At 42.7% G+C, this 20,825-nt stretch carries 14 protein-coding genes; 5 read left to right on the top strand and 9 right to left on the bottom strand.

The window, feature by feature from the left end; genetic code table 11:
• Positions 1-284: 284 nt before the first annotated feature.
• A complete protein-coding gene (locus AB4513_RS11220) occupies positions 285-4,778 on the bottom strand; it encodes an amino acid adenylation domain-containing protein (RefSeq protein WP_240798322.1) in 4,494 nt (1,497 codons plus the stop codon).
• 335 nt (positions 4,779-5,113) lie between these two features.
• Here AB4513_RS11220 and AB4513_RS11215 point away from each other — a divergent pair, with 335 nt between their 5' ends.
• A complete protein-coding gene (locus AB4513_RS11215; RefSeq protein WP_009846397.1) occupies positions 5,114-6,184 on the top strand; it encodes a 3-deoxy-7-phosphoheptulonate synthase in 1,071 nt (356 codons plus the stop codon).
• Positions 6,185-6,230: 46 nt separating this feature from the next.
• Here the strand turns inward: AB4513_RS11215 and AB4513_RS11210 are convergent, their stop codons facing one another.
• Complete coding sequence (locus AB4513_RS11210) at positions 6,231-7,016, bottom strand: 2,3-dihydro-2,3-dihydroxybenzoate dehydrogenase (RefSeq protein ID WP_102257355.1); 786 nt, start codon at positions 7,014-7,016, stop codon at positions 6,231-6,233.
• A 271-nt stretch (positions 7,017-7,287) separates the two neighbouring features.
• On the opposite strand from AB4513_RS11210, the gene AB4513_RS11205 reads away from it, so the two are divergent.
• Positions 7,288-8,469 (top strand): isochorismate synthase, encoded by a 1,182-nt coding sequence (locus AB4513_RS11205; protein ID WP_009846395.1) that lies wholly within the window; start codon positions 7,288-7,290, stop codon positions 8,467-8,469.
• An 11-nt stretch (positions 8,470-8,480) separates the two neighbouring features.
• Positions 8,481-10,100, top strand: a complete 1,620-nt coding sequence (locus AB4513_RS11200; protein WP_102257356.1) for a (2,3-dihydroxybenzoyl)adenylate synthase — start codon at positions 8,481-8,483, stop codon at positions 10,098-10,100.
• A gap of 65 nt (positions 10,101-10,165) precedes the next feature.
• Here AB4513_RS11200 and AB4513_RS11195 read toward each other — a convergent pair whose 3' ends face one another.
• The 4 genes from AB4513_RS11195 to AB4513_RS11180 all read right to left on the bottom strand — a co-directional run bounded on the left by AB4513_RS11195 (position 10,166) and on the right by AB4513_RS11180 (position 14,247).
• Complete coding sequence (locus AB4513_RS11195; protein ID WP_009846393.1) at positions 10,166-10,981, bottom strand: siderophore-interacting protein; 816 nt, start codon at positions 10,979-10,981, stop codon at positions 10,166-10,168.
• Between the two features lie 52 nt (positions 10,982-11,033).
• The gene (locus AB4513_RS11190) at positions 11,034-11,927 is read right to left on the bottom strand and encodes an isochorismatase family protein (protein WP_009846392.1); all 894 of its coding nucleotides are present in this window, start codon (positions 11,925-11,927) and stop codon (positions 11,034-11,036) included.
• A 154-nt stretch (positions 11,928-12,081) separates the two neighbouring features.
• Positions 12,082-12,423 (bottom strand): isochorismate lyase, encoded by a 342-nt coding sequence (locus tag AB4513_RS11185; RefSeq protein WP_029223919.1) that lies wholly within the window; start codon positions 12,421-12,423, stop codon positions 12,082-12,084.
• Positions 12,424-12,591: 168 nt separating this feature from the next.
• A complete protein-coding gene (locus AB4513_RS11180; protein WP_009846390.1) occupies positions 12,592-14,247 on the bottom strand; it encodes a (2,3-dihydroxybenzoyl)adenylate synthase in 1,656 nt (551 codons plus the stop codon).
• 211 nt (positions 14,248-14,458) lie between these two features.
• Between AB4513_RS11180 and AB4513_RS11175 the strand changes: the two genes are divergently transcribed.
• On the top strand, positions 14,459-14,701 hold the full coding sequence (locus tag AB4513_RS11175) for a phosphopantetheine-binding protein (protein WP_032499777.1): 243 nt from the start codon (positions 14,459-14,461) through the stop codon (positions 14,699-14,701).
• Between the two features lie 99 nt (positions 14,702-14,800).
• On the opposite strand, the gene AB4513_RS11170 is transcribed toward AB4513_RS11175, so the two are convergent.
• From AB4513_RS11170 to AB4513_RS11160, 3 genes are all read right to left on the bottom strand, one after another.
• Positions 14,801-16,861 carry a TonB-dependent receptor gene (locus tag AB4513_RS11170; RefSeq protein ID WP_009846388.1) on the bottom strand — a complete coding sequence of 687 codons (2,061 nt, stop codon included), beginning with the start codon at positions 16,859-16,861 and terminating at the stop codon, positions 14,801-14,803.
• 455 nt (positions 16,862-17,316) lie between these two features.
• The gene (locus AB4513_RS11165; RefSeq protein ID WP_102257375.1) at positions 17,317-18,588 is read right to left on the bottom strand and encodes a condensation domain-containing protein; all 1,272 of its coding nucleotides are present in this window, start codon (positions 18,586-18,588) and stop codon (positions 17,317-17,319) included.
• 67 nt (positions 18,589-18,655) lie between these two features.
• Positions 18,656-19,432: an alpha/beta fold hydrolase gene (locus AB4513_RS11160; protein ID WP_102257357.1), complete on the bottom strand. Its 777-nt coding sequence runs from the start codon at positions 19,430-19,432 to the stop codon at positions 18,656-18,658.
• Between the two features lie 134 nt (positions 19,433-19,566).
• Between AB4513_RS11160 and AB4513_RS11155 the strand changes: the two genes are divergently transcribed.
• The gene (locus AB4513_RS11155; RefSeq protein WP_102257358.1) at positions 19,567-20,769 is read left to right on the top strand and encodes an MFS transporter; all 1,203 of its coding nucleotides are present in this window, start codon (positions 19,567-19,569) and stop codon (positions 20,767-20,769) included.
• Positions 20,770-20,825 lie beyond the last annotated feature (56 nt).

Here is a 20,825-nt window from a genome sequence, read left to right as displayed (position 1 = left end):
AAGCTATTAAGCTATTAAGCATATGCTAACTATATTCATATAGAACAATCAAGATAAATCCGGTTTTCGCTAGCGGATACATTAGCATAATTTCGTTTTAAGCAATTGATAAATAAATAACCCAACTAACGTACATCGCACCGTTAAATCGACATGTAGTAACCTTTGTATTTCGTGACCAACAAAAATTAACTTAGCGGGCTAACACGACAACACACCCCCCAATTAAATAAAATAGCCGAACTTTATTCGCTCGGCTTTCTCTGGAAGGTTTATTAAAGTGATTATAAAATCTCGTCGGCAACCTCTTTTGCGTTCCGACATTTAATCAACTTGCGTGTAAACACCTTACGCTCAAACGTTTTACTCAGTTTCTCTGCTACACCTTTTAGGTGAGATGGCTTTAAACCCAACGACAGAAACGCACTCTCCTCGCTAAAACCTTCTAAATGTTTTCCCGTCACTTGCTCATAAGCTTCGATAATCGACCCAAATTCTGATGTCGTTAACGTCGTTTTAGCGTTGTTCTGTTTCTCATTGTTCTGAGTAACAGAAGCTGAAGCGAGTTGTGGAGAGCTCACCGTCTGAGTCATTGAACGAACCAACTCTTCTCGCGCTTGAATCCGGTCAAACTTTCCATTTCGAGAGAGAGGCAGTTTATCCAATTCAAGTAACTGAGAAGGTACATGGGAGTTTGGTAAGCATTGCTGTGCAAAGTCACGAATAGCAGCAGCATTAGCGACTTGGCCATCCGCCACTTTATAGATCGCACCTAACGCTACGTCTCCATTACGTTCGGTATAGTCGACAATCAAAACTTGCTCAATCAGTGGGCAGCGATTTAACTCTTTCTCAATATCGGGTAACGACACACGGACGCCCCTAACCTTCACATAGCCATTAACCCGACCAGCAAAAATAATGGTGCCATCTTCACGATAATAGCCTAGATCACCGGTTCTAAACGCTCTGACCTCACTACCTAGATCATCAATTATCGTCACAAAATCAGTTTGTGTAAGCTCTCCATCAGATAAATACCCTGACGCAAGGTTTACTCCTACTGTCATGATCCGACCTGCTACTCCTTGTGGAACATGTTTACCCAATCCATCCATAATAAAGTACTGATTTGCAGGGAAAGGCCTGCCATAAGGAATAACCGATTTGTCTTCGTCGGTGACAAAGTGCCAGATACTCCATATCGTGGTTTCGGTAGGACCACCAATTGAGACAAGGCGAATATCTTGCTCCAGCGCTCTAAGTTCATCAATCGTTTTAGGTTTAACGTAATCCCCCCCTTGGCAAACTAAGCGTAGAGATTTGAGTTTTTCACCCTGCATACAAGACAACAACATTTCCATCAATGCCGGAACTGACTGCCAAATAGTAATACGGTGCTTCTCAACCAATTGATTCCAACGAATCGCGTCTTTTTCTTCACCAGCCTCTGGTAATACAATGGTTGCCCCGCAAGTAAACGAAGCATAAATATCAAACACAGAGAGATCATGATGGAACGGCGTTACGCACATCAACACATCTTCAGACGTTATTTGCCAAGCTTTACACGTTTCCCCGATGACATTGGAAGTTGCTCTGCTGTTCACTACAACGCATTTAGGTTTACCTGTTGTTCCCGATGTATACAGATAATAAGCACCATGCTCACTTTGACTAAGCACCTCTAAGTCCGTATTGGAGAGTGATGGATAAGCCTGCTCAACAGGTTGCAATAGTGCTTGATAGAGCACTGAGTTTTTACGCTGTGACGTTTGGTTAGTTACCACTAAATTGGCATTGCAATTACTCAGTAGGTAATCCAAACGCTCTTCTGGTGATGAAGCATCGATAGGCACCCATATAATCCCTGATAATGAACAGGCAATCGTCATCACTAAATGCTCAGGGCTCTTTGGCAAACAGATGGCCAACACATCACCTTGCTTCAAGCCAAGGTGAGCAATATGCTGCATCACCTTATGGACGTCCTCCCCAAATGCCTTGTAGCTGATATGCCGTTCACCACAAATGACCGCGATATCATCACTCGCATTTTCCGCAAGATTACGCGCTATCTTGGATAAGAACTTGGAGCATTCAAACTCTTTTACATCACAGTTCAATTTATAGTGTTCAAGGTTGAGTACCTTATGTGAAGGGATGTCAAAATCATGGGTCTCACATACGGTCTCAATGTGACGCTCTATCGATTCAAGTATGGAGACAACCACTCGTTTATCTAGTGCGTCAACCGCATAGTCAAAACTCAATACTAGATTTCGCCTTTCATCAAAATTAAGGCGGATATCTAACGCGACTTGAGGGGTTTGGGTTATACCATCAAAGAAGACGAGTTCATCGTCATCGGATAATGCATCCCAAGTTAGACCATTCGTCACTACAACAGGTAAAGCCAATGAACTGGTTCGCGAAGTCATTAACTGACGATTGATATCAACACCAGAAAAGTCGAGATGATCAAGCGCCTCAAACATATCATTTTGCATACCCTGTGCTCGCTCTAGCAAGCTGCCTTTATTCTTTCGGTACTCCAAAATCACGAACGTCGAACCATTACCAAGAGGTTGATCGCTTTGTGGGATCGCTACCGGAAAACCAACTCTCATCTCTTGTTCTGTCGTCCAATACGACATCCCTTCAAGAACAAGAGCAGAAAGTGCTGAGTTCAAAAACAAGCTGTTGGCTGCACTCGCCATCGTTAACTGAGTTAATGCAGTTTTGTCTATAACAATGCTTTCTCGCTGGTAACGCGAAGCCTTTATATGATCCAATCGCTGTTTCCATGGAAGTGAAGGTGGCGCGCACTCTGGGTCAAGCTTACTTTGCCAGAACGACATATCTGCCTCCCTTTTGGCAGTGTCATGTTCACTATCAAAGTGATTGGTCTCAGCGCTGTTAGCACAGAGCTCATGCAAATGCCCGCTATTCTTTTTCAATAATTCAGAAAGAATCAGGGAGTGTGTTCTACCATCAACAATTAATGCATCAAAACTGGTAAAGACAATGGTCTGATAACCGATGTCAGAGTCAGGCAATTGAATAACAGAAACACGCCATGGCGACTTCGACAGGTCGTGCATCGTGTGATTACTCACTTGACGAATTTTACCAACTCTCTCTAGCGCTTGCTCAATCGACAAGTGTCGAAAGTCATGGGAGTCAAAATTCAAAGTCACCTTAGACGACACCTGCTGAACAAGCTTGTTCTCATCGATGTGCATCCGTAACGCATCGTACTTTTTTACCAATGATTCGAGGCGAGACTCAACTAAGCTCGATTCTATTTTCCCTCGGTATTCCCGGAATTCATGCATCGCAGTGCCACCCATAGGGATATGAGTAGAGCGACCGAGTAGGTAAGATTTTTGTAGCTCTGTTAAAGGCTTTGGACAAGAGGTAACTAAGGGTAACGAAGGACATGCATAACCTAACTGAGCGAGCGTACTTTCCAAAGAGTTATGTATGCTATTAGGTTCATCAGCTAAAGATTGAACAATCGCAATAAACTTGTTAAACAAGGTATCGACAAAGCCTTTAGGGAACACGTCCATTCGCACATCCCAATTGACAAAAATACCTTCGTACGCAGGCGCGATTTGTGCATCTAATGTAACCTGAGCACCTTGAGAGATTACCCAGTTCATTTTTCCGAAGACTTTTGTGACTGCCTCAGAGAATAAATCATCACCTTCAACATCCATTCCCGATGTAAATACGATAGGCGATGCTTGCACGGTCCCATAGTAACGCGATAAATCTCGCATCACCGTTACACCAGAATAGCTTTCATGGTTGAGTAATTGGTTCAGTTGATTGGCAGTACGACGACAATGATTAAGCGTTGATTCTTGAGCTTTCAAGCTAGCGCTGTAGATCAGCAAGTTCGAGAAATCACCTATCGTTGTCTCTGCATCGTTCGTATAGAAACCGCGGTGAAAAGTCGGCACATTCAATCGAAAATCAGGGCTGTTACAAGAGCTACCGACAGCTTGAGAGAAAAGCGTTAGAAAAAGTTGGGTTAAGGTTAAGTGGTGTTTCTTGGCTAACTCTTCGATCGAAGACCGTTGCTCTTGAGTCAACTGATGTGTGAACCGCTGACTGTGCCCATGCTGACGATCAATATCCCCATTAACATACGGAAACTCAGGTGCTCCAGCGATGTCTGGTAATCGTTGTTGCCACCATGTCTTATCAGACTGTCGTTTAGCTACGAGGTAATTGTCCGCCGCTTGTTTATCTAAATATTCAAAGAACGAATTCTTCTCTTGTGTCTCGTTGCCTTGATGTTCATCGCTATAGAGCTTAGCCAACTCTTCGACTAAGATTCGGAAGCTCTGTGCATCCACAGCAATCATGTCTACGTCTATATGCAAACGGCACTGCACTTTAGAATGACGTGTGATACCGATCTGCGCGGCCTGCCCATTGTCTAAATCCAGTTTCTGGTCAGTAATAGCAGTGCGCTTCTCTATTAAAAAGTCACGGGTAGCCGATGGTGAAAGGTGTTCAATATCATCAATGATAAGTTGATGAACAGAAGATAAAGGAGCGATGGTTTGTTGACCACCAGAAGTAACTTTCATCCGTAACATAGGATGATTGATGTACAACTTCCTCACCGCACTTGCCAATTTTTCTGAGTCGATATTTTCACCATCAAATTCAGCATAAATATGAGCCGCTACGCCTCCCATCGATTGGCCTGTTTGCCTACCGACATAATAAGCAGCCTGTACAGTCGTCAATTCTCTCATCTTCATTTCCACACTCATTCATCCATTTAATGTGCCACGAGGCTTATTAAACTAATGTAATACACCAGCTTAAGAATAAACTCAAACAAAAATGATAAGCGTTATCATTTTTGTTTAGTGCTAACTAATATGAGTTGATGTACTGATTGTATTGGGCATGATCTCACTACATCACCCAACAATAAGCTTGACAACACCTAGCTCCTATTTCAATAATCCTCAAAATTAAATGATAATAATTATCATTTATTGGAATTGAATGTTTTCCAAGTCATACCTGGACCGCGCATTTGATGAAGCCATAACATCAAGGAACACTTGTTTTAGGAGGAAGGATGCAAGAGTTAGAGAAGCAACTTAATTCAACCACGATAGAGCCACTGCCGAGTGTGATTGATGTAACGAGTGAAATCACTCTAGACGAAAAAAGTGAACGATTTATCCGTGATAAAAGATTCGAAATCACAGAAATTTTAAATGGGAAAGATAACCGTCTGCTCGTTATCATTGGACCTTGCTCCATCCACGACCCAGAGGCTGCTTTAGAGTATGCTCGTAAGTTGGCCGAACTACAGAACAAATATCGTGACCAGCTCTTGATCGTCATGCGAACCTATTTTGAAAAACCACGAACCCGCGTCGGTTGGAAAGGGCTCATTGTCGATCCCGATTTAGACAATAGCCATAAGATGAGTAAGGGGCTGTTTGTCGCAAGAAAATTCTTAAAAGATGTTGTTGATCTAGAGCTTGCAACGGCAACCGAGTTTTTAGACACCACCGTGTACCCATATGTATCTGATTTAATTTGTTGGGGCGCTATTGGAGCAAGAACCACTGAGTCTCAAACACACAGACAAATGGCTTCAGGCATCCCGTGCCCTATTGGGTTTAAGAATGGAACGGATGGCAATGTAACGATCGCGATTGACGCAATTCACGCCGCGAAATCTCCTCACCTAGTTTATGTCTCTGGTTTTGGTAATACACCCATGTCTGCAATGACACATGGCAACCCTAACGGACATATCATTTTACGTGGCGGAAAACAGCCAAACTATACTAACGTACACGTCTGTGATGTAACAAAACAATTAGAATTAAACGGCCTTAACCCCCGAATCATCATTGATTGTAGTCATGGGAACAGTCTGAAAATTGCCAAAAATCAACTCAATGTAGCCAGAAACATTGCAGAGCAAATCATTTCAGGAGAGCAGTACATCGCCGGCGTTATGTCTGAAAGCTTCTTAGTCGGAGGGGCGCAAAATATAGATGCGACGCCACTAACCAGAGGTCAATCCATCACTGATGAATGTCTAAACTGGGAAGATACCGTTGCAATTCTCGATGTCTTTGCAAATGCAATGGTAGAGGCAACTCACAAGAAATTATCGACGGTCGCTTAACCTAAAATTTTATATGGCGCATGCGCGCCATATAACTCTATGATGTCTAGTTATCGAGCGTTGCACCACCATCAATCCGCAAGTCATGCATAGTGATATGATTAGCTGCATTAGACATCAGAAACAATATCGATTGAGCAATATCTTTGGGTTCAGCAATCTTGTTGAGCGGAATACCTAGACGAAACTGCGTTGCATCTCCGGCAATGACCTGCTCCTCACCATAACTCTCATTCCAAAGTTGCAATTGCATTTCTGTACGTGTAGACCCTGGGCTCACAATATTGCAACGAATCCCCAAAGGCGCGAGTTCAATACCAATGGATTTTACAAACATGTGTAACGCCGACTTAGATGCTGCATAAGCCCCCATATTTGCTCTAGGAGTATTGGCAGCATTCGAACCGACAACAACCATATTCCCCTTCCCCCGATCTTTCATACACTTAGATACCGCCTGCATTGTGGCTAGAGCACCAAACGAATTGACCATAAATGTGTTTTCTATCTGCTCGAATGACATATCACACAGCGCACCTAAATGAAGAATACCAGCACAACTCACTAAGTGGTCAAACTCACCGTACTCTGCTACCCAATGATAAATACTCTGTTTTACTAACTCAGGTTTTGACAGATCCAACGGTTCAACCCAGAGCTGATCTGGATACTTTCTCGCTAGAGATTCAGATTTAGTCGCGAGGAGTTGGCTATCAATATCCGTAGCGAGCACCTTAGCTCCCGAGTCCAACAAACTCTCTAACGTGCTAAAACCAATACCTTTTGCACCACCCGTTAATAACACTAATTGTCCTTCAAGAAATCTTTCCATATACCTAAACAACCGAATAATAAACAATCAAAATTGCGACTTTTGTATGCATTTACATAAAACAAAAATCAAAGAATGTGAGCAGCCTTCAATAATGACGATTTACATCAAATAGAAATCATTATCATTAGCATTTAAATAAATGTAAATGTAATCTTACTGACCAAAATAAGCAACCCGATGAAGTGCATGACAAATGAGTTCCTTTAAGAACATCAATGTAAGTAATTGCACATCGTCATAACGATCTATACACAAAGAGGGACCTGTTATGAAACGTGAAGTCATTGGCTATTCAAAAATGGAAAGTGATCTGCTAGATAGAGAGCTATTGTCATCTCCATTTTTCTTCGCTTCTCCCAGTAATACGATGATGGGTAAAGGTATTGAAAATGAGTTCCACCAGCCTATTGCATTTTCAGAGCTAGCCGAGAAGGCGAACGAAATGCTCCAGGCGGCTAAAAAATCAGAAGCCGATAATCCAGTGCTATTTGGTGTCGTCCCATTTAACGAAGAAAACCCGACTAAATTTATTATCCCAGAGCAGTTATTCATCTCTAGTAGTACAAGATCCTTACACTCAAATCCGCTTTCTTCTGCCGATGCGCACGTCATTTCTTCCCCAAGCGGTAATCATTATAAGCAAGGGGTATCCGACCTTCTTGATATGTTTGCCAACACAGAGCTTTCAAAAGTGGTTCTTTCTCGGGCTATTGAAGTAGAAACAGACGCTGATATTCAGCAGCAAACTTTGCTTCGTAATCTGTTATCAATCAACTCGAAAGGCTATACGTTCGCAGCGAATATCAATGACAACCAAAAGCTAATGGGGGCGAGTCCAGAACTCCTTGTTGCAAAAAAAGGCAGTTATCTCACCTCTAACCCACTCGCAGGATCGCGCCCGCGTTCTGAACTGGACGAACAGAATCAAAGCTCAACAAATTCATTGCTCAATACCAACAAAGATCTGCACGAACATGGTCTAGTTGTAGAAGAAGTTGAGCGTGTGATGAGCAAGTATTGCCACAACCTGTACACACCTATGATTCCATCAGTCATAGAAACAAAAACCATGCTTCATCTCTCCACGGAACTAGAGGGTCAAGTCAGTAACCCTCACACTAATGTGTTGGAAGTCGCTGCTGAATTACACCCTACCCCTGCAGTTTGCGGTTATCCGCGACAGAAAGCGTATGAAGCTATCCGAAAATTGGAGCAATTCGACCGAGGGTATTTTACCGGTATGGTTGGTTGGTGTGATTCAAGAGGTAATGGGGAGTGGGTGGTGACGATCCGTTGTGCTGAGGTCCAAAAACGACAAATGAAAGTTTTTGCTGGAGCAGGTATTGTTGATGAATCACATCCACAAAGCGAACTGGATGAAACTGGTGCCAAAATGAACACCATCTTAACGGCAGCAGGTATCCAACTTAAAGATATGTTGACGGCATAGGTAGACTCATAATGTCGAATGAACATATGGATTATACAGATTGGCCAACACCCCAAGCTTCTTTGTATAGAGAGCTAGGTTATTGGCAAGACAGAACTCTTTTCGATCATTTTCAGCACTCAGTTGAGCGGTGTGGTAACAACATGGCTCTTATCTGTGGTGAGCGTCAATTTAGCTATTTACAAGCCGCAGAGAGAGTGTCTCAAATGGCTTCAGGTTTTCAGTCTTTAGGGTTAATGAAGGGCGACAATGTCGTATTACAAATGACAAACGTAGCCGAATTCTATTTTTGCTACTTTGCCTTGTTACAGAAAGGTATTCGACCCGTTTTAGCTCTTCCCGCTCATCGCTTCTCAGAAGTATCTTATTTTTGCCAACACGCCAAAGCCAAAGCTTACATTGTAGATGGGAAACATACTGGCTTTAATTACCAAGCCTTAGCTAAGCAAGTGTTAGATGAAAGTAATGAATTAGAACATATAATCGTTCGCTGTGATGCTACGAACTTGGCAGATCCAAGGTTCACATCGCTTGATGATTTCACGGGGCAACCCGACGATAAACAAGAAGCAGAAGCATCTGAACTGGCATTTTTCCAATTGTCAGGTGGAACAACCGGTACGCCAAAACTGATACCTCGAACCCACAATGACTATGCTTATAGCGTGATTGGCAGTAACACTATCTGTAAGTTTACTGAAAACACTCGCTACTTATGTGCGCTGCCGGTTGCACATAATTTCCCATTAAGTTCACCGGGAGCTTTAGGGGTCTTTTTCGCTGGAGGTACGGTTGTTCTTACGCATGACCCTACTCCAAAATCAGCGTTTAAACTAATTGAAGAGCATAAAATTACCGTATCGGGCTTAGTTCCCCCACTAGCACTGCTGTGGATGGAGCAGGCTCAATCCACTACTCATGATCTTTCAAGCTTAAAATTAGTTCAAGTCGGTGGCGCTAAGTTTAGCCAAACGGCGGCTACAGACCTACCAAACAAGTTAGATTGTCAGCTTCAACAAGTCTTTGGTATGGCTGAAGGGCTAGTGAACTACACTAGATTGGATGATCCTATGGAAGTTATTGCCTCTACCCAAGGGCGCCCTATTTCACAACATGATCGGATTAAAATCGTGAATGAAGAGGGGGAGTCAGTATCCTGCGGAGAGGAAGGTTTTCTTCTCACTCAAGGTCCTTACACCATTCGCGGCTATTACCAAGCAAAAGAACACAACCGTCTTTCATTCGACCAACAAGGGTTTTATCACACTGGTGACATAGTTAAACAGACTAAGGACGGTAATATCATTGTAACAGGGCGAGATAAAGACCAGATTAACCGAGGGGGGGAAAAGATTGCAGCAGAAGAGGTCGAAAACCACCTAATTCGACACGATGGGGTTCATGATGCCGCTCTCATTGCGATACCTGACGACTACTTAGGAGAACGAAGTTGCGCTGTAATCGTTAAAGTCGAAGGGGCAGACATAAATCCCTTCAAACTAAAATATTTCCTACGTGATTGTGGCTTAGCTGATTACAAAATCCCAGATTTAATCAAATTTGTCGATTCATTGCCCAAGACACCTGTCGGCAAAGTGAATAAGAAACGCCTCCGAGAGGCGTATGCTTAAGCACCCAAAGGTACTAACAAAAACCGATCTCATGAGATCGGTTTTTGTTTTCTAAAACAGGCAAGCTAGTACTCTTCATCCATAACTTCATGGCGTTCATCATGGTATGCTTCTTCATCCTTACCTCGTTTCCAGTAAGGAATCGCATACATATCTTTTCTAGACAGCTTGTACTCTTGTTTAAGCGCTTTACGACACGCAATCACGCTTTCATTTTCACCCGCAATGAAAGCCGAAAGCGAGTGAGATCCATTAGGTGCAATTAAGCCGGAAATGGCTTTGCTCAATAGATATTGATCACTCTTTTCGTCTCTCATTAGCCACTTCAAAACCAGACCTTGCGGATGCTTAATATCATGTTTATCTGCAGCATCCTCTATCTCGATAAATACATGGCCTTGAGTGTCGGAGGGAAGGTTCTCCAAAATAGCACTAATGGCTGGTACTGCTGTTAGGTCTCCCGCAATAATATACCAATCTGCGGGTTCAATTAATGGCTCAGGCCCAGCAGGGCCTACAAGGCCAATTTGGAAACCTTGTTCTGCTTTAATCGCCCACCCACCGCCGGGAGAATCGGTTCCGTGGATCACGAAATCGATATCAAGCTCATTCACATCGGCTCGATACTTTCTGACGGTATAGGCTCGAGGCACGGGTTTATGCTCAGGCCAAATCACAGTTTCACCTTCTCGATAAGGTAACTGCAATATCCCACTCTCCCTATTGGGGAAAAACACTTTTATGTGTGTACCATTTTGATCTTCAGGGAACCCTTTTAAAGAGTCGCCCGTAACAGTCACTCGCAGTAGATGCTTTGAGATCTTCTCCTTACGAACAAAGTCCAACAACATCGGATGTAAACGCACTGGTTGATCGCTCATCAATTTACCTCTTAAGAAATTCTATAAATAATTGGCGCTAACTTGCGAGCAATTATGCTGGTACTTCTTCTGCGTGGTTCTTCAGTGTCGCTTCGATTGCTTGCCACCACTCTTGCAATGAAACCGCTTCAATGAGCTGAGCGAATGAGATATTTGCGCCCTGCTTATTCCACTTCTCTACAAGTGTCATCGCTCGCATCGAATCTAGCCCCATGAAGATTAGATTTTCATTCACATCAATCTCTTCATAAGAAACACCTAATGTTTCGGCCACGTCAGACTGCAAAACATTGAGGCTAAGAATACTCTCTTCATTTGGGTTGATTTCCGCTATAGCTTTATCGAGTGTTTTAATGCTTCCCGTTCGGCCTGATATGTAATTGAGAGTGTGGATATGGTCTTCACGCGAAAAATCCGCGATCGCATCACCGATAATAAAGGGCTGTACATCCAACATGAATGCATCCAAAGCAGTCGATAAAATGCCAATGTGCCCGTAAATACCAGAGATGATCAGCTGAGTTTTTTGATTGTCTTTCATGTAATCAAGCAATGGGGTTTTCTTAAATGCACTGTAACGCCATTTAACGTACTCAATATCATCGCTTTCTGGAGCGAGCGTTGATACGACAGGAGTATGATCGCCGTTTAGCCCCGGACCCCAAAAGTCAGTTAACAAGGCTCTATCTTTTGGGTCTTGATTTGCGGGTTGTGCGGTATATACAACCGGGATTCCCGCTTGTTTCGCTACGTGTTTTAACTGCTGAATGTTCGTTAAAATGTCCGCCATAGGTGACGAATCAGCCTCATAGTAGCTCACAAAATACTCTTGCATGTCGTGAATTAAAAGTACCGCTTTACTAGGTTCGATAGTCCAGTTCGTTCTGTTTATTGGAAACTCATGGTGTTCTGGCAAGTCGTAACTCGCTATTTTCGGTATAGTCATTTGTAATTGTCCTTAATACTCTAATCAGCACTGACGCTCTCTTCTGTCATCTGATCAATTAAATCTTTGGCGCTTAGTAGTCAAAGTGGTGATCCAACAGGAATATGTGTAACCCTCTAATACATACTCAACGGATAAGTTCAAAACACTCTTATCACGTTGCCGTATTTTCGGGTTCTTCTGCTGAAAGCCCCCTTTCGGTACGCCAATGTTTAATTTGCTGATTAATGTACCAATGGGTGATACTAGAGAATAACGTTTCGACATACTCGCTACTCATCCCGGCCTCTTCTGCCCATTTTTTTCGGTCTTCTAGCATTTCAGCGACACGCTCTGGTGCCGGAATACTCTGCTCACTGGGCTTAAATTGTGCGGCGGCTTTGACATACCCTAACCGCTTAGAAAGAATATGAACGATCTCCTTATCAAGGGTATCTATTCCGATTCGTATATCATTGAGACTTTCGCAAACTTCTGGCTTCTTTATAGATGACACGTTGATTTCCTTTAGTCTTTGTTCCCTGTAATGACCCATTGAAGAGTGTAATAATAGAAGCACCTTTCTCAGGCTCGACGACAAGTCATCCTTCTAGAGCACTCTCGATTCAATCAATAGGACGTTGTTTATCGACAATATAGAGCTACGGTAAGCAGCTCGCGTTAGTTAAACTGGCGTATTAACCCAAGGTTCACCACTTGGACCAAGCAATCGCTTTTTATCAATTTTACCTACCGCTGTTTTGGGCAGATTAGAGACAATGAGCAATTCGTCTGGCTGTTTGAAAGAAGCCATCCCTTGGTCTTTTAGGAAGGTGCGTAGCTCTTGCAAAGTTGGGGAAAGCCCCCTTTTCACGACAGCGACTCCGATCCTTTCGCCTAGATGTTTATCAGGTACCGCAACCACGGCGACCTGTGCAACATTAGGATGCATAAGTAAATGCTCTTCGATTTCATCGGTAGCAATACACTCACCAGCTCGGTTTACGACGTCCTTAATTCTGCCAGTCACAACGATATATCCCCTCTCATCAACAATGGCTCGATCTCCACTTCGGTAGAAACCATCTTGAGTAAATGAGCGTTGGTTGTGTTCCTCTGCACGGTAATACCCTCTTAAAGTGTAGGGACCGCGAGTGAGTAGTTCGCCTTCTTCACCCATTGGAACAGTGTTCCCCTCAGCATTGACTATGCGAACCTCATCCCAGCGACTTACAGGTCGACCTTGTTTCGTCGCAACCAAGGTTTCATCATCCCCTAACCGAGTACAGGCGATCAGGCCTTCTGCCATACCAAAAACTTGTTGGAGTGCGCCGGGAAAGGTTTTTTGAACATCAAGAGCATCAGAATAGGCTAGCTTCGAGCCACCGACTTGCATCAGTCTTAGGCTAGATGTATTCGCACTTTCCCATTCTTTAGCCGCATTCCATAGCTGCGCAAGCGCGGGAACCAAAGCTGTCGCCGTCACTTTATTTTTCTCGATAACATCAAAGCAGTAATCAGGACTGGGGTTGGAACTGAAAATGGCACTTCCTCCAACATCAAGCGCTCCCAATAAACCGGGACAACCCAAAGTAAAATTATGCGCGGCAGGTAACACTGCGAGGTATACCTCGTCGGACGACAACTCACTTGCTGCTGCACAACTTTGGATGTTGAGACGATAATCGTTATGACTTCTAGGAATGAGCTTAGGTAGTCCCGTCGTTCCACCAGAAACTAAAAACAAAGCAGGATGATTTGGGTTTGGTCGTTCAGGAACGAACTGGCCAATATTACCCAGAGGTAAAGACGGATACTTTCCAGAGTCTCCCACAATATAGATATGCTTAAATGAAAGGGACTCTTCCGACAGTGAGTCAGCTATGTGTAGTGCTCTTCCATCGTTTTCTAAGTTAGAACCGAAGTAGGCCCTTGCGCCAGATACTTTCATGAAATGGCGAATTTCAACAATACCATGTGCCGGCAGTGCCAATACCGGAATCAAGCCAGCTCTTTGTAAAGCAAAAAACACTTTTGCGAAATAAATGCTGTTAGACACCTGAAATACGACCCGGTCTCCAGCTTTTAACCCGACCTCTTTTAAACCCGCGGCTATTCTGTCTGCTTCAGACTGCAACTCTTCATAAGTAAGGCTACCCGTCGGATCGGCTACTGCAGGTTTAGTTGGATGCAGAGCAACCCCTTCACTCAAAATTGCCCATAAAGGTGTGTTTAACCATAAGTTGTTCTGTTCAAACTTCGCAGATTGACGATCTGGTTGATCAACAAAGCCATATAACAAGCCATCTTGACAAAGCTTCTCCTTGAGCACGGTTTCCATGTCATTCCTTATTGTATGTTGAAGTGCTAAGACCAACGCTTGGAAGTATTAAGATACCCAAATCGATTCAGCACAATTGACGCCTATCAATACATGTAAATGCTAATAATAATCATTTGTATATAACAATCAAGTGGTGATATCGTGTATAGCGAATTTGAGTGAAATATTGGAAGTAGAAGATAAACTTCCGAAAGAAAAGGAAATTATTTTGTCTAAGCAAGAAGCAAATATTGATCTGGTAGAAATAATCAGTCAGGTATTAAGTGTTCCAGTCGAATCGGTAAAGCCGGACGTTAACCTCATCGAACTCGGTTTGGATTCAATCAGTATGATGCGCCTAACAGGCCAACTAAGAAATGCAGGGATAAACATTAGCTTTGCCCAATTAATGGCGACGCCAACACTCGAATCTTGGCAGACGATCATGACCTCTACTGAAGCTACAGCCTAAATTAAGGTTCTGACTTCTAGCACCTTAAACATTTTGACAACCGTTTGGGATCAATAAACGCCTTGCTTTGAGCAAGGCGTTTTTATTATATCTAACCGATTAGAAGTACAATTCTACTGAACCACCAATTTGGCGAGGAGCTTGCTTCGTAATATCGTCTCCACCGAAATTGAATGTTTCTTTCTGAGAATCAAACAAGTTTGTAGCGAATAAAGACATACGTCCGTTAGTAAACACATACGCAACTTGTGCATTTGCAACCCAGTAAGCATCAATACTCTGGTTAGCTGAGTTTTCAACGTCACTGAAGTAATCTCCAGTGTAATTCGCATTACCACTCAATTCGAAATTCTCAGCAAACATGTATAAAGCACCGAAGCTTGCCGTCAAAGAAGGGGCACGAGCGAGTTCTTTTGAGCTATTAGCATGATCTTTGTAGCTTGTTTTCAACAAACCAAGTGAAGCCAATAGCTCTAGGTTAGATGTTGTTAACCAACGGCTTCCTAGTTCTGCACCGTAAGTATATGCTTCATCAACATTATCAACTTTCACATCACCTTTTGATGAAGTCTCCAGTACTTGGAAATTATCATAGTCGTTGTAGAAGACGTTAGTTGTTAACTCAAGTTCATTATCTAGCAGACTATGGCGAGTGAAGAATTCATAGTTCCAAACGTATTCGTCTTCATACGTATATGAAGAAAATGCCCACGTTTTGTTATTGAAGCCAACACCGCCACCTCCAGAGTTAAAGCCCTTAGCTGCTCGGATACCCACGGTTTGATCTGATTCAGGCTTATAGGCAACTTCAAGCTTAGGAAGGAATACATTTGATGTTTCATCATAATCTAAGCCGAAGCGACCCGGGGCAACATAGCGTTTTTTGCTTTCGCGTTCGAATCGCCCTGCCGCTACAACTTCGATGCTCGGCATCACCAAGTACGTCACTTCAGCGAATGCCGACATAGCACGGTTTTTGCCTTCCATTGGTATAGATGACCCAGTCTGTTCAAATACATCATCATCTTCAGATTTGAAGTAGCGTAAACCAAACAAACCAGAAAGATCTTCGCTAAGGGAATCAAATCGAACCAAAGGCTCTATTTGGAACTCATTACCTTTCGATTTGAAATCCTGCTTTCTGCCCGCAGGATCAGTGATTCGATCGTAGGTGCGATCGGTGTAGATCAAATTATTTTCGAACACTAACGTATCTGAGATGTCATAAGATACATCCCAAATGCCGCTTGTTGACTGAGTTTCGTAAACAGCTCTATTGATCTTTGTCTGTTGAGATTCAGATTGAGGTCCAACGGTATCCATATGGGCAATCGTTAACGTGGTTTTGAATCCAGGAAGGCCTGCTGGCTCTAGTAAAAATTTACCGCGAGCTGTCGTCATCTCAATTCGATTAGGGTCACCGACAGGTTCATAGGCAGTAAGGTCTGCATAACTACTGCGTTTTTGTTGATCAACACTCAACCTGAAGGCCAGTTGATCTTCAAGTATTGGCGCTGAGATTACCGCAGCGGTTTGAGAATAGTCTTGCTGACCAATAGCAGCCTTAACTTTGCTCTCAAAATCGTAAGTCGGATCATTGGATTTTAAAACGATAGCACCCGCAGAAGCATTTCGACCTTGGACATAGCTTTGCGGTCCAAGATAAATTTCCGCTTGCTGCATATCCCATAAAGAGCGAGGACCGAACGCGACTTCAGAATAGCTGAGTGAGCGTCCATCAATTGAAAGATTCAATCTTGGCACAGAGCCACCAAAGGCTGCAAGACCACCGAATGAAGGACCTGACCCATCAACACCACGAATCGATGGTAGGTTATTACCCTGACCTGAATCTACAATGTTCGGTGTTAGCTGCAGCAAGTCATCGACCTCAGATGCACCTGGAGTAGTCGCAATACGATCTTCATCATACACATGCACGCTTGAGCCCGTATCATAAATCGAACGTTCTATTTTCTCGCCATACACGGTAACTTCAAAAGTAGTTTTTTCTTCGTTAGCGGTAGTTTCATTATTATTGTTCGTCGCTGCAAAAGCTTGACCACTGACACAAAGTCCCATGATGATTGCAGATAAAGTACGTAGCTTGAATTTGCTATTTCCTAGCTCATTCACTGCCGCGGGGCGTAATGCTGTCATTTAAAATTCTCCTTGATTAAGCATTAACTTTAGGTGGGCTCATGTACGGCATTTATAAGGAAAACTAGGGAAGACATTCAAAGGTTGAAAACGCAACAACTCAAAACGAGTATCAGCTGTACTTCCTTAGCTCCTTATTGACCACTGCTTTAATACATGAGCCAAAATTCCGACTAAAAAACGTCACATTGAACAAGGCCTAAATCACTCAACGAATAAATTGAAAAATGATTTTCCTTTCAATGACCTGACGAATTTTCAACCGTACTTTATCGGTTGCATATTTAAATGTAAAGCATTCTCATTTGATATTGATAATAATTATCATTTTTAACAATTAGCTTGGGTTTGGCATTCTGATTTTTGATGGCTAGAGCACCTAACGAGATGCCCTATTCATAAGGAGGGTTGAAACAAAAATTTAAAAAATAAGACAGCATTAAGCTTATGCAGAATTAATCTAAGACAGAATTTAGAGCTTTAGATAGGTACTTTAGTAAATGATTAGCATGATCTGTTAGTTCATGCAGTTCAAAGAGGCTGCTCTCTGCCTCTATCTTTAAAGACATGTTTTTCGCTTGCCTTGAGCCGCGAAAGGTTACGTTAAACCCGTCCGCAATTCCACCAGCAATAATACGACGTTTCGTTGAGCACCCATGAAATTCTGTCGATTCAAAAGGCAAAATATTAATGAATGGTGAAATAAAATAGTGTCCGCCAGATGTGCATTTATTCTCTACTCGATACCGTCCATGGCAATAATTTCCCCTAAGCTCTTTTACCGCCCTTCTGAGATATGAATCCACCGACTCATCATCGGCAACCTCTCCGATATAAGGAATAGTATTGACCATTAATGACGGTAGGTTTGCACAAGGATTACCCATTCTATTCATAAATGGTAGCCACACAGGCAAAGGAAAAGACGTCTGTTCGTCTGATCGCCAATGCCTATAAAGATACGCTGTACACAGTAAGGTGAGAATGTCACTCCAACCAATCATTAATTGCTTAGATACCGTGATAAGAGAATCACAAATCGACTCAGGAACATCCCTCTCACAATAAACTGTATCAGATACCGAGATATCGTGGTTACTCAGCGTCAGATTGGCTGAATCAAGATAATTACCCCAATAAGATCGGTCAACATCGAAACGGTCACTATCCAAATAATCGGTGTTTTCTTTGAGATAAACCTCAAACGTCTTAAAGTAGTGTTTTGGCGCTGTGTTATTCACTAAACACAGATAAAGCTCCGAACAACGCTGCTCAATTAGACTCATACTGTAACCATCGACCGCAATATGATGAGTTCTCAGATACCAAAAGACTTTCTGTGATCCTACAATATAGAGCTGTACCTTCGTAATCACATCCTTTTCTAAATCAATGGCCGTTTCGACGTCAGAGCGCAAATATGCATTTACTTGTTCTTGCGCGTTTTCTTCCCCACGTAGATCGATGACCTCCACTGTGGGTTTTTCGTCAAAACAAACCATTTGAACGGGATAGTACTGATTTTCCAATCGTCGAAATCTAAGCAGCAAAGCTTCCGCTTCTGAAACAGTCTGATTAATGGCATCGGCTAATTTTTCGAGATCGATAGAGCCTGAAATTTCCAAACAATGAGCTACTGTCGATAAAGGCCTATCTGGATGTTGAACGAATTCGTCCCAATATGCCTCCTGCGCATTAGTCAGTGGATACCAATCTTGGCGAGTCATTATGCTTTTTACCCAATTGATTAAGTTGTTAGTAATCCGACGCACCTGCATCAATAACAAGTACGTTCTATTTATTATTGCCATGTTGCGACAGAAAGCGCTTGATCATTGAACCTACAATATCAGGTGCTTCTTGATATGACGCATGTGCTGTCTGAGGAATGTTGGCAAAACAGCTCCCAGAAATTTTGCCTTTTAAAGCCACTGCCTCATCAAGAGAAAATATAAAATCGTTATCCCCTCTCATAATCAATGTCGGACAGCGAATCTGTTCGACTAAATCACAAGGATAACCCGATGCCGTGTTATCAAACCAAGCCTCTTTAACTGCATCAACCAGCTTAGAAAAATCTGGTTCTGGGTTAGTTGCCTCGTACAAAGCAACGTCCTCCGAGAACCTGTTGCGCCAAAAATCCGGAGTTAAACTGGATAATAGTTTCATAGATGGATCATCAATATTCACTTGCCATTGTGAACCGAGCGTCACCAAGCAAGAAACCCTATTTGGTTCTTGAGCGGCTAAGCGGTAGCCTACAATGCCGCCATCACTGAAACCAAATATCGAATATTGCTCAATTCCTAAAGCGTCGAGTACGGAATGAGCATCTTGCTGATACTGGCTGTAACTAAGTCGTAAACACCCTAGATCCGACTTACCATGTCCACGCAAATCAAGACTTATTAATTGATAATTGTCGAATAAATACTTATGTAACGGCTCTAATTCATGGATTGACCCAAGTCCACCATGAAGCATCAACAGCGGTTCACCAGTAAGATTACCCGATATTTCGTAATATATAGTTGAACCATTGACATTTATATAACTACTTTCATTTATCATTTTTCTTCCACTTCGAACTCTTTCAATTAATTTAACTGATAATGATAATCTTTTCCATTAATGCTTTTATTGGAATTATATCGGTTGTATATTTGATGTCCCGTACATTGTAGCCAAACTAAAAAAGCCACTTTATGAGTACTATTAAACAGTTATTTGTATTAAACGCTGTCTGTATGACAGCGATGATGTCGATCATTCCAGTGATCGGTCCGATTATTCGCGAAGTTGGTTTAATGGAATGGCATGGTGGCTTGGTGGTCGCTATGTCGGGAATAGCTTGGCTTCTTAGCGCAAAAAAATGGGGGGAGACCAGTGACAAGAAGGGACGAAAACCCGTATTGCTAGTCGCTACTTTAGGCTATGCGTGCTCTTTTATCCTCATGACGATATGGCTAGATCTATCCCTGAAAACAACCTTTCACTCACTCATCATACTCATAGGAATGATCGTTGCTCGCACATTCGTCGGCCTGTTTTTAGCGGCTATTACTCCTATTAGCACTGCGTTAGTGGCAGATATTACCACGCCCAAAGAGCGACAAAGTGCCATGGCAAGTATTGGGGCAGCAAGTGCAATAGGGCTAGTTGCAGGGCCAGCTTTAGGTGGAATGTTATCTCAATACTCTCTGACACTGCCGTTGTACGTATTGTCAGTACTCCCATTCATCGCCTGGGTTATTATCAAGATCCGCTTACCTGAAACAACAATAATCCACGAGCCTTCCGAGAATACTATAAGCTTTTTTGACCAACGACTTCGCTTCCCGGCACTCGCTATGTTCGCTTGTATGTTTGCTGTTATAACAGCCCAGATCATCATTGGATTTTTAATACTCGACCGCATCCGAGATACATCGGAACAAGCAGCTCAGCTGTCTGGTATCGTTTTGACCATCACTGGAATCACGTTAGGTATCACACAAGCTTTCTTAGCCAAAATGAAAAATAACGTATTACTAAAGAGTTTCATGATGGGTCCAATAGTGGCATGTGCTGGTCTCTGTATTGTGTCAGTAGCACACTCAGCTACGCTTCTTATTACAGGCTATATATTTATGGCAATAGGGTTGGGACTCTTGTTTCCTGCGGTACAAGCTATCACCGCCAATTCAGTAGATATGAACGAACAAGGTGCAGCTGCAGGTACAATTTCTGCCATCCAAGGGCTATCTTCCATTGTGGGGCCAATCACTGCAACGATACTTTATCAATACAACCAAAGCCTCCCATATTGGGTCGCGGCTTCGCTGATGGCCGGGCTATTTCTGTTCGTACTCATGAATCAATCTAAATTCAATTCTCAATTTGAACACACTGATACAGAGATAGCGTAGAAAAATTAATGTCAGTCACAGTAAGTAAGTGAGCATAAAACTCTCAGGAAAAAGGC

This window comes from Vibrio sp. 10N.222.54.E6 (genome assembly GCF_041473955.1).
In the GTDB taxonomy this organism is placed as follows: Bacteria; Pseudomonadota; Gammaproteobacteria; order Enterobacterales; family Vibrionaceae; genus Vibrio; species Vibrio tasmaniensis_A.
Note: the sequence above shows the minus strand (reverse complement) of the source record. Positions and strands in the feature narration are given on the sequence as shown.